Source organism: Amycolatopsis sp. NPDC051061 (assembly GCF_040682935.1).
GTDB lineage: Bacteria > Actinomycetota > Actinomycetes > Mycobacteriales > Pseudonocardiaceae > Amycolatopsis.
Window position 1 is genome coordinate 35,863 of sequence record NZ_JBFBBZ010000048.1, and the last position, 13,652, is coordinate 49,514.

Annotated in this window: 14 protein-coding genes and 3 pseudogenes; 3 read left to right on the plus strand and 14 right to left on the minus strand. The window is 69.4% G+C overall.

Translation table 11 applies throughout. From position 1 onward, the window contains the following. Positions 1-13: 13 nt before the first annotated feature. The 5 genes and pseudogenes from AB0N03_RS41750 to AB0N03_RS41770 form a co-directional block, all read right to left on the minus strand. Positions 14-454, minus strand: a complete 441-nt coding sequence (locus AB0N03_RS41750) for an aldehyde dehydrogenase family protein (RefSeq protein ID WP_364384657.1) — start codon at positions 452-454, stop codon at positions 14-16. Continuing rightward, entirely contained in the window at positions 370-1,206 is an 837-nt protein-coding gene (locus AB0N03_RS41755) for a hypothetical protein (RefSeq protein ID WP_364384660.1), read from the minus strand. Before AB0N03_RS41755 ends, AB0N03_RS41750 begins: the two co-directional genes overlap by 85 nt. Next, positions 1,160-1,564, minus strand: a complete 405-nt coding sequence (locus AB0N03_RS41760; protein WP_364384663.1) for a hypothetical protein — start codon at positions 1,562-1,564, stop codon at positions 1,160-1,162. Before AB0N03_RS41760 ends, AB0N03_RS41755 begins: the two co-directional genes overlap by 47 nt. Before the next feature lie 106 nt (positions 1,565-1,670). Continuing rightward, positions 1,671-2,291: pseudogene (locus AB0N03_RS41765) on the minus strand (SDR family oxidoreductase); the annotation flags it as partial. 6 nt (positions 2,292-2,297) lie between these two features. After that, entirely contained in the window at positions 2,298-2,708 is a 411-nt protein-coding gene (locus AB0N03_RS41770; protein ID WP_364384666.1) for a MaoC/PaaZ C-terminal domain-containing protein, read from the minus strand. Between the two features lie 371 nt (positions 2,709-3,079). On the opposite strand from AB0N03_RS41770, the gene AB0N03_RS41775 reads away from it, so the two are divergent. Next, on the plus strand, positions 3,080-4,678 hold the full coding sequence (locus AB0N03_RS41775; RefSeq protein WP_364384669.1) for a beta-1,3-glucanase family protein: 1,599 nt from the start codon (positions 3,080-3,082) through the stop codon (positions 4,676-4,678). A gap of 106 nt (positions 4,679-4,784) precedes the next feature. On the opposite strand, the gene AB0N03_RS41780 is transcribed toward AB0N03_RS41775, so the two are convergent. Together AB0N03_RS41780 and AB0N03_RS41785 are read right to left on the minus strand one after the other, a co-directional pair. After that, positions 4,785-5,171 (minus strand): alpha/beta hydrolase fold domain-containing protein, encoded by a 387-nt coding sequence (locus tag AB0N03_RS41780; RefSeq protein WP_364384672.1) that lies wholly within the window; start codon positions 5,169-5,171, stop codon positions 4,785-4,787. A 663-nt stretch (positions 5,172-5,834) separates the two neighbouring features. Continuing rightward, positions 5,835-6,341 carry a UTRA domain-containing protein gene (locus AB0N03_RS41785; RefSeq protein ID WP_364384675.1) on the minus strand — a complete coding sequence of 169 codons (507 nt, stop codon included), beginning with the start codon at positions 6,339-6,341 and terminating at the stop codon, positions 5,835-5,837. A 239-nt stretch (positions 6,342-6,580) separates the two neighbouring features. Between AB0N03_RS41785 and AB0N03_RS41790 the strand changes: the two genes are divergently transcribed. Further along, on the plus strand, positions 6,581-7,228 hold the full coding sequence (locus tag AB0N03_RS41790) for a methyltransferase domain-containing protein (protein WP_364384694.1): 648 nt from the start codon (positions 6,581-6,583) through the stop codon (positions 7,226-7,228). Here AB0N03_RS41790 and AB0N03_RS41795 read toward each other — a convergent pair. Then, positions 7,197-7,705, minus strand: a pseudogene (locus AB0N03_RS41795) (IS3 family transposase); the annotation flags it as partial. The gene AB0N03_RS41790 and the pseudogene AB0N03_RS41795 sit on opposite strands and share 32 nt — an antisense overlap. A gap of 320 nt (positions 7,706-8,025) precedes the next feature. On the opposite strand from AB0N03_RS41795, the gene AB0N03_RS41800 reads away from it, so the two are divergent. After that, entirely contained in the window at positions 8,026-9,246 is a 1,221-nt protein-coding gene (locus AB0N03_RS41800; protein ID WP_364384678.1) for an IS110 family transposase, read from the plus strand. 368 nt (positions 9,247-9,614) lie between these two features. Here AB0N03_RS41800 and AB0N03_RS41805 read toward each other — a convergent pair whose 3' ends face one another. The 6 genes and pseudogenes from AB0N03_RS41805 to AB0N03_RS41830 all read right to left on the minus strand — a co-directional run bounded on the left by AB0N03_RS41805 (position 9,615) and on the right by AB0N03_RS41830 (position 13,646). Beyond that, positions 9,615-10,055, minus strand: a complete 441-nt coding sequence (locus AB0N03_RS41805) for a hypothetical protein (RefSeq protein ID WP_364384697.1) — start codon at positions 10,053-10,055, stop codon at positions 9,615-9,617. A 396-nt stretch (positions 10,056-10,451) separates the two neighbouring features. Then, positions 10,452-11,132 (minus strand): annotated as a pseudogene (locus tag AB0N03_RS41810) (tRNA-dihydrouridine synthase); the annotation flags it as partial. Further along, on the minus strand, positions 11,026-11,319 hold the full coding sequence (locus AB0N03_RS41815) for a helix-turn-helix domain-containing protein (RefSeq protein ID WP_364384680.1): 294 nt from the start codon (positions 11,317-11,319) through the stop codon (positions 11,026-11,028). The gene AB0N03_RS41815 and the pseudogene AB0N03_RS41810, both read right to left, overlap by 107 nt. 483 nt (positions 11,320-11,802) lie before the next feature. Next, positions 11,803-12,432 (minus strand): hypothetical protein, encoded by a 630-nt coding sequence (locus tag AB0N03_RS41820; RefSeq protein ID WP_364384683.1) that lies wholly within the window; start codon positions 12,430-12,432, stop codon positions 11,803-11,805. A 20-nt stretch (positions 12,433-12,452) separates the two neighbouring features. Beyond that, a complete protein-coding gene (locus AB0N03_RS41825; protein WP_364384686.1) occupies positions 12,453-12,842 on the minus strand; it encodes a cold shock domain-containing protein in 390 nt (129 codons plus the stop codon). A 150-nt stretch (positions 12,843-12,992) separates the two neighbouring features. Further along, on the minus strand, positions 12,993-13,646 hold the full coding sequence (locus tag AB0N03_RS41830; protein ID WP_364384688.1) for a type VII secretion system-associated protein: 654 nt from the start codon (positions 13,644-13,646) through the stop codon (positions 12,993-12,995). Between the last annotated feature and the right edge of the window lie 6 nt (positions 13,647-13,652).

The window sequence follows — 13,652 nt, forward strand, 5'->3', positions numbered from 1 at the left end:
GTACGTCCAAGGGTCACAAGCGCGGGTCACCCATGGCGGCTCCGAGGCCACGGCTGCGCAGCAGCTCGGATCCCCCGAGCAGTTCGCCGAACGCCTCGCCGACCACTGGCCACACCTGTTCGTCGACGATCAGTGTCTGCTCCGCCGCGCAACTGGTGCCGTGGTCGAACGTGCGGGACAGGACGATGTCGATGACCGCGCGTGCGACGTCGACGGCCACGTAGACCGGGACGTTCCCGGCGCCGACGCCGATCGCGGGCTTGCCGGTGGAGTGCGCCGCCTTGACCAGCTCGTTGCCGCCGGTGGCGAGCACCAGCGCCACTCCGTCGTGGTGCATCAGCAGGCGGGTCGCTTCGCGGGACTGTTCGGTCATCCACTGCACGCAGTGCGGTGAGGCGCCGGCCCGGATCGCGGCGTCGCGCACGATCGCCGCGGCTTTCGCGCCGCTTTCCACGGCCGAGTGGTGGAAGGAAAGATGATCGGGTTGCAGGTCTTGAGCGCGGTCAGCGCCTTGAAGACGACCACCGCGGTCGGCCTCGTGATGGGCGTGATGGCGCACACGACCCCCACCGGCTCGACGATCTCGACGACGCCGGCCAGTTCGTCCTCACTCCGCACCCCCGTCGTCCACCCCGTGCCACAGGGTGTTGTCACAGTCGAGGGCGAGTACCTTGAAGGGGGCTTGGCCAGCAGCGCGTGCAGCGCGTGCACCGACCGCATCGCACACGCGCCCAGCGCGGTGTACCCGTCTTTCGTGTAGGGGATGTGGGCGATCCGCAGCCGGGCCGGGTCGTGTGGGTCCGCCACGGGCAGCCCGCCGTCCCAGGAGTCCACGCCGAGCACGTGCACCCCCGACAAACCGGCCAGCTCGGCCGTCAGCCGTTCCGCCCAGGGATCGTCACCGGAAACCGAAGGGGACGGGCAGAGCTGGACGACCAGCGGGATGCGCCGCCAGGCGGCGAAACCCCGCACCGCCGCCGAAAACTCGTCCAGGGCGCGCGGTTCGTCCTCACCCAGCCAGTCGTCCAGCCGGACCAGCACGACCGCGCACACCGAGTGCACGCTGTTCAGCAGACTGCCCGGATCGAGCAGTTCCTGGAACACCTGTGCGTCGGGCGCGAACTCCGCTTCGACCGCCGGCCCCAGTCTCTGCGCCCAGCTACGCACCGGTGCGGCGAGCGGATCCGTGGTGAACGTGGCGGCCACCGCGACCTTCGCGGTCGTTCCCCCCGAGGTCGAAGGGGTCCCGAAGCGTCAGCACATCGATCGTCCCCGTCGGCACAGCGACCGCGTGGTCCAAGAGCCGCACCGCCACCGGGTCGACCGGCTGTCCCCCATTGCCTTCTCCGAAAGTGGCCAGGAAAGCGGTGTGCAGCCGCGGCGGGCGGGCGATGGCGCCGCCCAGGTTCGCGCGATCTCGCACGAACTGTTCGACCGCGGCCTCGGACTGCCGCTTGGCTTCCGCGTAGTGTTCCCAACCCTGCGGCGATTCGGTCACCGCCGAGCTCGACACCAGGGCCAACCGTCCGGTACCGGCCGTGACCAGCGGGCCGAGTGCGGTCAACGGCTCTTTGGACGGTTCGAACCGCGTGGTCGAGGTACTCCCGCCCTCGGACCGCAGCCGCGCGTTCGCTCTGCAGCGGCTGGAACGGTGGATAGGCGTTCAGCACCAGCAAGTCGATTTGACCTTCCCCGGTCTGCACGAGTTCGGCCAGGCGGCGGTTCCCTTCGGGGTCCGCGGCGTCGCAGCGCACGGGGTGCAGCCGCGCGCCGTCTTCCCCCAGGCCGAACACCAGCCTTTCGAGCTCTTCTCGGCCATGGCGGTGGGTGACGTAGACTTCCGCGCCGCGGACGGCCAGTGCTTGGACGACAGCCGCGCCCAGGCCGCGGCTGGCCCCGGTGACGACGGCAACGCCCCCGCCAGTGAGCGGTTCCCCGCCAGGCCGCGAACCGCGGTGATGTCCGGCTCCGGGACCTCGTCGCGGGCCGCAACCGACAGCCGTGCGCGTCCGTGTCCGGGTAGTCCGGCTTCCACGGTGACCAAGCCGCGCCGGGGGTCGACGGCGTCGATCGCCACGACCGGGCGGTCCCCCGCGCAGCCGTCCTCGAAAGAAACCTCGAGGCTGGACACGAGCGCCTGCCGTCCGGAACCTCCATCCCGGCCACGTAGCTGGCCCAGCCGAGCAGAACGGCGTGGGCGCGCCGGAGCCCGCCGCGGTGCGCCCCGCAGCGGTCGAGCAAAGCGTCGTATTCCCCGGGGCTGGTGCGGTACCCGGTGGTGCACCGGTCACCGGGGTTCAGCTCCGCCAGCCGCCGGACCGCGGGCGCGGTGCGTCGCTCCCCCGGGAACGGTGGCGGCGGGCCCAGCGACCCGGGTCGGTTTCGACGGTCACGTCCGCCAGGCGGTGCCCATGGTCTTCGACGCGCAGCCGCAGTGGTGTTTCCGCCCCGGGTCCGTCGACGACGTCGTAGTCCCGCCCCGGCACGACGGCTCCGTGGAAGCGCGCGGTGATCCGGCGGATCGCCGGTTCCAGCCGGCCTTCCGGCAGCGCACCGAGCGTGTGGAGCACCACCAGCGCCCCGTGCACCACCGGCCCACCGAAATTGGTCTTCGTGGCATACGCCACATCGACGTGCAGCGGATTCACATCACCACTGGCGGCGGCGAACTCCGCCACGTCGGCGGTGGACACCCGAAAAGTAGTCACGACCGCATTCCTCCGAATTCGACTCTCGGGGATCGGGATCACCACGGAGTGATCCGGTGGACTTCTTTCTCGTCTCACCCGACGGCCCCTCTCGACGCACGGTAAACAACGCTCGGGACTGACCAAAGCCGTCATTCCGCTTCACGGAACGCATCGCCCGGACTCGCTTGCGCAGCGCAGCACGACCGTAGCCCCGACCACCGGTGCGCATTACGCCGTTCAGTGCAATATTTTCCGGCTGCTACCCACGGTGATCACATCTCTCAAGCCGTTCGGGCACCGGCGGTGTCCCAATGACCCCACCTCCGGGCGCGCCATGGACTCGCGAACAGGACATCTCTACGGTGCCTTTACCAGAAAGGAAATCACTGTTGCGCACTCGTAGAAAACTCACCGCGATCGCCGCTGCCCTGACGGCGTTCGCCTCGATGGCGGCGTGGGGTGGCGCCGCCCCGGCCGCGGCGGCCGGCCCGGCCCTCCTCCCGTTGTCCATCACCAACAACACCGGCCGCGCCGACGCGGTCCACCTGTACGTCCTTGGCGTCAACCTCAGCACCGGCAAGCTCGGCTACGTCAACGCGGCGGGCGGGTTCACCGCCTGGGGCCCCGGCGGCACTCCGCCGGTACCGGCACCGGACGTCTCCATCGCCGGCCCGGGCAACGGCGGCACCACGACCATCCAGGTCCCCCGCGGCATGTCCGGTCGCGTCTACTTCTCCCTCGGCGAGCGCCTGAAGTTCCTCCTCGCCCCGGGTGGTCTGGTCCAGCCCGCGCCCTGGGCGGGCGGCGACGCCAACCGCAATGCCCTGTTCGACTGGAGCGAGTTCACCTACAACGACGCCGGCCTCTGGCTGAACAGCTCCCAAGTGGACATGTTCGCCGTACCCCACACAGTGAGCGTCACGGCAGGGTCCGGCGCCGTGAAGTCGACCGGCTCGCTGGTCCCTGGCGGCCGCGACAAAGTCATCAACGGCATCAAGGCCCAGCCCGGCTGGGGCGGCTCGATCCAGACCCGCTCGGACGGCACGGTCCTGCGGGTGCTGGCCCCGGGGAAGGCGGCCGACGCCGGGCAGCTGGGCAGCGGCTACCTCGACCCGTACATCTCGTCGGCGTGGAACGCCTACACCGGCAGGGTGCTGACGGTCGTCCCGTTCGCCGATCAGTCGAACACCAGGTACTTCGGCCGCACCTCGGGCACCGTCATGAACTTCACCGACCGTACGGGTCGTCAGGTGGCGTCGTTCCGCAAGCCCACGTCGGCGAACGTCTGGGGCTGCGACGGCGCCCTCGGCGCCCCCAACGACCGGGTCGTCGGCCCGATCGCCCGCACGCTGTGCGCGGCACTGAACCGCGGCACGCTGGGCCGGATCGACACGCAGCCCGGCGGAACCGGCGGCGACTTCTACCGGAGCAACCCAACCAACCAGTACGCGAAGCTGGTGCACGCCAACATGGCCGACGGCAAGGCCTACGCGTTCGCCTTCGACGACGTCGGCAACTTCGAGTCCCTGGTGAACGACGGCAGCCCCCGGGCCGCGGGCATCACCTTGAACAGCTTCACCGGTGGCGGGTCGCGTCCGTCCGCGTCCGGCACCAAGCTCGTCAGCGACTGGAACGACAAGTGCATCGACGTCCCGAAGCGGAACTTCTCCGACGGTGTCCGGCTGCAAACGTTCACCTGCAACGGCACCGTCGCCCAGGACTGGACGTTCACCGGTGACACGCTGCGGGTCCCGAACAACATGTGCATGGACGTGGCCGGTGGTTCCCGCGAAAACCGCATACCCATCCAGATCGCGACGTGCTCCGGCAGCCCGGCCCAGAAGTTCGTCCTCACCGCGGCCGGCGACCTCGTGAACCCGCAGGCCGGCAAGTGCGTCGACATCAAGGCGTGGAACGGCGACGACCGGGCACCCCTCATCCTGTGGGACTGCGCCGGAACCGCGAACCAGAAGTGGCACCGGGGCTGAGTCCCGGGAGCTGAAGGGCCCCTTCCTCTCATCTGGGGCACTGAAGGGGACTTTCCTCGCATGTGACGCGAGGAAAGTCCCCTTCAGCTCCTTTCGACCGGCCGCCTCACCGGCTCGCCGGGTCGGCGCCCTCCCCGGCCTCGGTCATGAGCGGTTTGGACAGGCGCAGGCCGCTGCGGAGCACTCCGGCATCGTGGACGAGAGCCGACCGGGCATCGGCATCGAAGCCGACACGGGTTGCGTAGCCGTGTAACTGCCCGTGGTGGCAACGAAAAATCACCGGCACTCCGGCGTTCTCGAGCTTCTTCGCGTACGCCTCCCCTTCATCGCGGAGGAGGTCGAGCCCGCAAGTCGCGACGTAAGTCGCGGGGAATCCGGCCACGCTGTCGTCGCGAAGCTCCGAAACCCGCGGATCGGCGTAGTTCGCGGGATCGGTGATGTAGATGTTGCGGTACCAGTACCACTCATCCCGGTCGAGCCGGAGGTGAGTCATCAGGTACCGCTGAGTGAGGCTGCCGAGCGGCGACCACCCTGCGCCGCCGTACGGCAAGCCGTCACCGGCCAGGCGCGTGACACCCCGAACCCATCCGCAAGCGCGCCTCCACGGTCCCCACCGGCAATGCGCGGCTGGTATCACCCCGACTGCTCAGCTACCAGCATCCGGGGTGTCACGCGACGTTCAAACTACGCGAGGCGAGCAGAGTCCGGCGGAAGATCGGCGTGGCGCCCGGCCGCTGGGGGTCATCCCTCACGAACATCGACTCCAGCCGAGGAAGGTGGGAGCGGCTGGAACCACGGATGCCGGGGGCGTCCGACCGGGCGCCACGTATCGACGAGGGTATGCGCGCAGAGGTCGACAGGCGCAAAAGTAATCGACAACCCTCCAAGAGGGGGGGGAAACCCGCACGAACAACTCACTGGTGCGAGCAGCTGCTCGTCATCCCGTTGGTCTTGGTGCTCATCGCGTTGACGGCCCGGTTCGGCCGCAGCTCGGCGGTGGTCGGAGCGATGGCCGGTGCCATCGCGCTCGCGGTACCGGCGTCTTCTCGTGAACGATCTACGGCCCTTAGTCCTGGTTGTGGCCCTACGGATTTCTCGCCGGCCGGCCTTCTCCGCAATATCAGCCGAACAACGGACGGAGGGTTGACCGTGGAGGTCATTTCACCCCTGTTTCAGGCTCGGGTTCGCGGATGTCCGGCACAGACGACAGGAGCGGGCGTGGCGGGGAACGGAGGTGTCGGTGGAGGACAAGACCGCGATCGGGATCGCCCAGCCGGAGCACCTTTGGTGCACTGCGTTCCATGGCGGCCTGGCGGCCGCGTAAGCCGAGGAACATGTCGGCATTCGCATCGGGCGCCGAACCATCGGCTGACCAGGGCGATTTCAGTGCCGACGAGCGCCGAGCCAATACGCCGCCGACGTCACCCCAACGCCCAAGCACCACCTCGACGGAGCAAGCCCGGATCCGAGCGACCCGATCTCCTGCCGGTACAGCAACTCGTACTGGTGCGCACCCTATGATGAGCACCGACGCTTCGACGGGCCGCTGATCGTCGCTGTAGATCGTGCGCAGCTGCCGGATGACCGGAGTTCCCTCGGGCAGCTCGAGCGTCTCGACTTCCGCGACCGTCGGTGGCCTCGCCGAGATCCGGTCGACAGCCATCTACGGCGTCCTGCGCTCACCGGCCTGGCGAGCGGCACTGGAACAAACCCCGCGGCATCTGTTCGTCCCCGCGTTCCACACCCAACAGCCCGACGGCGCCTGGACCACCACCACCGAAGGACGACGGATGGCTGGAAGCGGTCTACCAGAACGATCCCTTGGCCACCACCCTCGCCACCACTGCCGACGGCCGCCAGGTCACCGTCTCCTCCACCACCAAGCCCGGCCTGATGATCCGGATGCTCGAAACGCTCGACATCCACGACAATCACCGAGTCCTCGAAATCGGCACTGGAACCGGCTACAACGCGGGGCTGCTGTGCCACCGCCTCAGCGCCACGCAGGTCTTCTCCGTCGACATCGGCACCGACCTCGTCACCGCCGCCCGAGAACGCCTCGCCGCCCTCGCCTACACCCCGATGCTCGCCACCACCGACGGCACCGGCGGCCTGCCCGACCACTGCTCCTACGACCGGATCATCGCTACCTGCTCCGTCCCCGAAATCCCGTGGAGCTGGGCCGAACAACTCCGCCCCGGCGGCCTATTGCTCGTCGGCCCCAAACGCACCATCCACGCCGGCAACCTCGTCTTGCTCGAACGCTACTCGGATCGCCTCGAAAGGCCGCTTTCTCCCGACATGGGCCACCTTTATGGCCATCCGGAGCACTCATGCGGCACCCGCCAGCACTCACCCACTGACATTAGAGATCTCGCCCCGCCCGACACCACCTCTCGAAATCGCGCCGCCACGCCCAATACGCCGTACTCGCCGACCCGGGGCACGACCATTGGCACGTCGGTCGAGCAGCTGAAGTCCGCACTCGAGCAGGGACCCGACCGCCTTACGGCAGCCAAAGCCAAGTGGCATTCGGCGCGCCGGCGGTGAAATCGCGGCGCACGAGGTCGTCATGCACCGGCGGCCCCGCCTTGCGGAAACGGCCCTTCTTCTTCGCGTGCAACGAGAAGATCTGTTGCATCGAGCAGATCCGCCACACACGGTTCTCCGACGCGGCAAACCCGCGCCGGGCGAGTTCGTCGGCGATGAACCGGTACCCGTCGGCCGGGTCGTCAGCGTGGATGCCGAGTGCGGCGTTGATCAGATGCGCGTTATCCCAGTCGCGTTGCGAGAACCGGGTCGCGCACCACTGGTAGTAGGCCTGCCGGGAGGTCCCCCAGCATCCTGCACGTCACCGCGATCGGCACCCTGATCGGGGCGCGGCTGCAGCCAGTTCACGGACGAGCGGGAAGGCTATTTTCCCGGCAGATTGCCCTGCGCCAGGTAGGCCGCGGCCTTGCGCAGGACCTCGTTCTCCTGCTCCAGCAGACGGTTGCGTTTACGCAGGTCCCGCAGCTCAGCGGACTCGTCCCGGGATACCCCGGGCCGGGTGCCGTCCTCGACGTCGTCACGGAACTCCTGGGGGTAGGGCTTGGGCACGATGACATCCTAATGAGTCGTGAGTCGCCCGTCGGGCAGACTTGGGTCTGGTAGCCGCTGGCAGGTGAGCACTCGGACATCCTGGACGTTGAGTCCTGATGGAAGATCGTGCCCCTGTCGGTGGGCCGGGAGAGTTGATCGCTGATGGGATGTCGTGCCCGCACGCGTGGCGTGAGCACTGATTCATTAGGTCGCTGATAGTTCTCCCGCAGGCTGCTGCCGAACGTAGCCACGGGACAGGAGATCGGGTGCTGTTCGTAGGGGACGACTGGGCTGAAGCGCATCACGACGTCGAGTTGATGGACGCTGCGGGCCGGCGGCTGGCCAAGGCTCGGCTGCCCGAAGGCGTGGCGGGGATGGCCCGGCTGCACGCGATGATCGGCGAGCAGCTCGGCGAAGACGCCGAGGACGTCGAGGTCAGGATCGGGATCGAGACCGACCGAGGTCCGTGGGTGCAGGCGCTGATCGCCGCCGGATACACGGTGTTCGGGGTCAACCCGTTGTCGGCAGCCCGCTACCGGAAACGCCACGGCGTTTCGGGCGCCAAGAGCGACGCGGCCGACGCACACACGCTGGCCGACATGGTCCGTACCGACTCCCACCAGCTGCGCCCGGTCGCCGATGACACCGCCGAGGCCGAAGCGATCAAGGTCGTAAGCAGGGCGCACAAAACGCTGATCTGGGAACGCACCCGGCACACCCAGCGGCTGCGGCACGCGCTGCGCGACTACTTCCCGGCCGCACTGGAGGCGTTCACCGACCTCGACGCCGCCGACACCCTGGCGCTACTGGCCAAGGCACCCGACCCTGCCTCGGCCGCGAAGCTGACCATCACCCAGATCACGGCCGCTCTCAAACGTGCTCGCCGCCACGACATCCCCGCCAAGGCTGCCTCGATCCAGGCCGTGCTGCACGCCGAGCACCTGGGCCAGCCGACCGTGGTCACCGCGGCCTACGCCACCACCACACGCGCCACCGCGGCAGTGCTGACCGTCCTGCACGAACAGATCAAAGCCTTGCAGGGGCAGGTCGATGCGCATTTTGGCCGGCACCCGGACGCTGAGATCATCCTGTCCCAGCCGGGACTGGGACCGGTCCTCGGCGCTCGGGTGCTCGCCGAGTTCGGAGACGACCCTGACCGCTACGCCGATGCCAAGCGCCGCAAGAACTACGCCGACACCAGCCCGATCACCCGAGCCTCCGGCAAGAAGAAGGCCGTACTGGCCCGGTTGGTGCACAACGACCGGCTCATCGACGCGCTCATGACTCAAGCGTTCAGCGCGCTGAACGCCTCGCCCGGCGCTCGCGCCTACTACGACCAGCTGCGAGCACGCGGCGCCCACCACAATGCCGCACTGCGGCAGCTCGCGAACCGGCTCGTCGGCATCCTGCACGGCTGCCTCAAAACCCGCACCCTCTACGACGAGGCGACCGCTTGGTCACATCGTGCAGAGAAGGCTGCAGCTTGACATTCAAGCTCCTGGGATGTCTTCCAGGTGAGACCGCAGCCTCACAGGTGAGGTGTCAACCAAACCCTGGGCAGACCCGTTCGGCTCCGTCCGCGGATGTAGCGCGCGCTGCGTGGCGTGTCGCTTCGGCTCGATCGATGCGTTCGGGCAGGGCGCTGATGAAGGAGTAATGCTGCGGGAAGTGCTTGAGCCACGATTCGCGCGACCAGCGGGAAGGAGGCTGTGACGGTTCACCACGTTCCCGCCATCGCTGAACGGCAGCGTTCAGCGCGCCTGGAACTGACGCCTTGGATGACAAGTTGGTCACACGTTCCTCGTAAATCGCCGTTCCCGGGGTTGATCCTGGGTACAGACCACCCCGTCTGAGTTTAGACCGACGAACCTGGCTCGTTGTGGTGAAGGAACTTGACGCGGCCGCCGCGTGCTTCGACGAGAGCGACCGCTTCGGCCGAGGCGGCAGGGCTGGAGCTGAGATGGGCGCGGCGCGGAACCAGCAGCGTGTCGCCGGGGCGGATATGGCGGAGGAGGTCGTGGAATCCGGGCGTGAGATCGTCACCGAAGGCGCGTTCGGTGCGGACAACGTCGCACTCTGCGTATTCCAGTTCCTCGGCGTACGCGTGGTGCCGGCTTGGCGGGGTTTCCGGTGTCGTCCGGAGGTAACCGAAGGCGAAGGCGTGCTCGGGTCCGCGCCGTTCGGTGATCGATGTGAGGCGACGACCGCCGACATCGGCCGCGTAGCGGTCGTAGATGCCGGGCAGTTGATCGCTCAGCGCATCGGCTGCGTCTGCCGGTCGTTCGTTCGTGACCAAGTGGCCTCCTCCCGCACCGCAAGACATGCACGTCGGCGAACCGCAACGTCTTGTCGACGATAACGCGGGTTGTCGCTGGGCGAATCGACCGTAGGACACGCAACACATCCACGTCGGTCGTCCACAACCGCGGCTGAAGTGTGGACAACCTTGTGGATAGCCCCGTCCGGCTCGCTTGGCTAGCGGCCGGAATGCATGTCTTGGGTTTCCGGGCGGCTGTCGTCGTCCGGGTCGTCGAGCCAGCCGTGTGGCAGCGTGACTTCGCCTGGCGATCCCCTGCCGACCGCGGGGGCCGGTGGCGGCCTCGGGGAACGGGGCTTCGTGGTCGATCTGGGCGATGAGGTCGTCGAGCTGGTTCATCGAGCTGACCATGGCGAAGCCGCGACGGAGTTCGGAGCCGACTGGGAAGCCCATCAGGTACCAAGCCATGTGCTTGCGGATGTCGCGCATGGCTTTGTCGTGGCCGTCGTGCTCGATAGGCAGTTCGGTGTGCCGCCGCAGCACTTCGCGACCTCGCCGAGCTTCGGCGGGGTGGGGATTCCTTGCCCTGGAAGGCGGCTTCGAGTTCGCCGAACAGCCACGGCCGGCCCAGGCAGCCGCGGCCGACGACCACGCCGTCGCAACCGGTCTCGGCGACCATGCACAGCGCGTCGTCCGCCGTGAAGATGTCGCCGTTGCCCAGCACCGGGATGCTCGTGACGGCTTCCTTCAGTTCCGCGATCTTCGTCCAGTCGGCCTGGCCAGAGTAGCGCTGCGCGGCGGTGCGCGCGTGCAGGCTGACCGCCGCCGCGCCTTCGGCTTCGGCGATGCGGCCGGCGTCGAGGAACGTGCGGTGGTCGTCGATGCCGATGCGAACTTTGCGGTGAACGGGACCCCGGCGGGCTCGGCGGCCCTCACGCACGCGGAGATGATGTCGCCGAACAGCTTGCGCTTGTACGGCAGTGCGGCGCCGCCACTCTTGCGGGTGACTCTAGCAACAGGGCAGCCGAAGTTGGAGCTGGGCGCTCCAGCGGGCCGGGCACCCCCGACAGCGGCACCCCTGCCACAGCGCCAGGCACTCACCCGCCGCCGCGGCACTCCCGGCCGCAGCCAGCTCCCGCGCCCGCCGCATCCCCGCTTCGGCTGCCGTCACATCCACCGCGGCCGGGTCGAGCACCAGCCGGTAACCAGCCCCGGTACGCACCAGCACGTCACCACCGGCCGCCGCCAGCACCCGGCGCAGCCCGTGGATGTAGGTGTGCACACTGCCCTCCACCGACGCCAACGGCTCTCCCCCCACACCCCATCGATCAGCTCCGCACGCGAAACCGTCTCACCAGCCCGCAACGCCAAAATCGCCAGCACCGCCCGCTGCCGCGGCGGCCCCACCGCCACCTCGAACCCCGCCACCCGGGCCCGCACCTCACCCAGCAAATCGACCCGCAACGCGCTATCAGCACCGCCCACGCCTACCCAACCTCCACCCGATCCCCGCGAGGGCACCCTAGAACAGCTGCCACCCGACGATCGCTTCGGCGACGTACGGACGACCGCTCCACGTCCGCCGGGTGCGGCGCCACCGCACCCGGGTTGGTCCCGCCCGCCGACGCGACCACTCTTCCAGCCGGCGGTGAGCCGCCCGGCAGCGCGGCTACGCACCCTTGATAACGCCGCGGCCGCGCCCGTACGCCGTTTCTTGCCCGAGCTTGGTGACTTACTGCCCGAAATACCGGGGTACGGAACCGGGGCGACGCGCTGCGGGCGGCCCTCAGCCGTGCTCGCGCAGCTCGGCCAGCAGGTCCGGGCCGGGAACGCGCCCGACCGCCCCGACCGCCCGCACCGTGTCCACCAGCCGGCCGCTCGAGGCCGCGACTCGCGGCAGCACCGCGCGCACCCGGCAGCAGGCCAAGACGTCGAGGTCGGCCTTCTCGATCCGGTTGGCCACCAGCACCGCGGGCACGTCGAAGCGCCGCGCCGACGTGCGCAGCACCTCCACGAACGCGTCATCCACCCGCTCGGTCGCGTGCACGCAGACGTCGACCGCCGGGCGGGAGCGGCCCTGGTCCGTCACCACGACGAGGCCGGGGGCTCCGCGAAGGCAGGCGCTCAGCCCGGTCAGGGTGAGCGGCTCGACCGCGTTCGGCAGTGCCCGCACCGGCCGTGCGGGCACTGCCGACCCGCCCGGCTCGTCCCGGCCGGCCGCGGCGGCGCGCCGGATCCGCCGGTCGAGCACCGACCAGCGGTCCAGCAGCAGATCGCTCCAGAGCTGCTGCAGCCACAGCCGCCCGGGCTCCGCCGGCGAGCGGTGCCGCCGGATGTAGCGTCGGACGTCGAGGAGCTCGGCCTCCAGGCTCCGCAGCTCCCCGGGCCCGCCGGCCGCCGGCCGCACCTCGCCCACCTCGTCTCCCCCGGTTCCCGCTACTCCGCTATCCAATCGTGCTTGCGCGCCAGTTCCAGGAAGCTCCGCCGCACGGCGACGAGCTGCTGCCCGGTCAGCGACGGCACGTCCGCCAGCACGGCTTCGGTGAGCTCGCCGCTCAGCTCCTCGGCGGAGAGAACGTCCCCGGCCTCCTCGTCGCAGTCGCCCTCCGGCCGCTGCCCGGCCAGGCTCACCCGCGACGCCTTTAGCCCGCGGTCGCCTTCTTCGGCGGCGAACCGGACGCGCACGCCGGGCGCGATGAGCCGCTTGTCGCACTGCAGGTCGTTCACGTGGAGGAAGACGTCCTCAGTGCCGTCGTCGGGGGCCACGAAGCCGTAACCCCGGACTTCGTCGAACCGGATCACCTTGCCCGTGACCACGGAAGACATTGCTCACCTCGCTCATTCGAACGTCGCGGCCGGAGCCGCGGCGAGCAGTCGACAGCCGATGCTAACGGCGGCGGGGAACCGTCAACCAGCCCACGGGACGAAGGGGCACCCGATGCTGTCCGAACGCCCCCGTGCCCGGGCGGGTCCGGCCTAATCGGACTCCGGCGCGCGTCCGCCCGCGGCGGGCTCCCACGAGACGATCCGCAGGCCCGTGGCGTCCTTGCCAGCCTCCCGGTAGAGCTCGGCGACGCGCGCCTCGTCCATCGCCAGCGTCTCGCGCAAGAAGTCGCCGGTCAGCCGCACCGCGGCCGGGCCGCCCGGGTTGAACAGCACGTCGACCTCCTCGGCGAGCAGCCCGGTCAGCCCGGCCAGGTCGACGCGCCGCCAGCCCGGCGCGGCGACCCGCCGGCGGTGCGGCTCACCGGTGGCCACGACGACGCACGGGACGTCGTCCGGCGACCGGGTAACCAGCGGGCAGCCGTCGCCGTTCATCGCCACGTCGACCAGCGTGTCGCGGACCATGAGCTGGATGTGCTCGGTCTCGGCGCGCCCCTGCAGGACCAGGCGCAGCACCGCGTCCAGCGGATCCGACGGCGAATGCTCGTCGGCCGGCACGTACGCCGGGTTGGCTCGGAACTTGCCGAGCCCGCCGTCCTCGGCCACCGGCCAGAGGCCGACGACGGCCTCGACCGGCGGTGCGTCGTTCTCGGCGGCCGGGCTCCAGGCCGGGTCCATCAGCAGGAACCAGTTCTCCAGCGGGCCCTCCGCCGGGGTTCCGTCGTTCGTTTCAGTCGCGGTGGCCATCCGGCC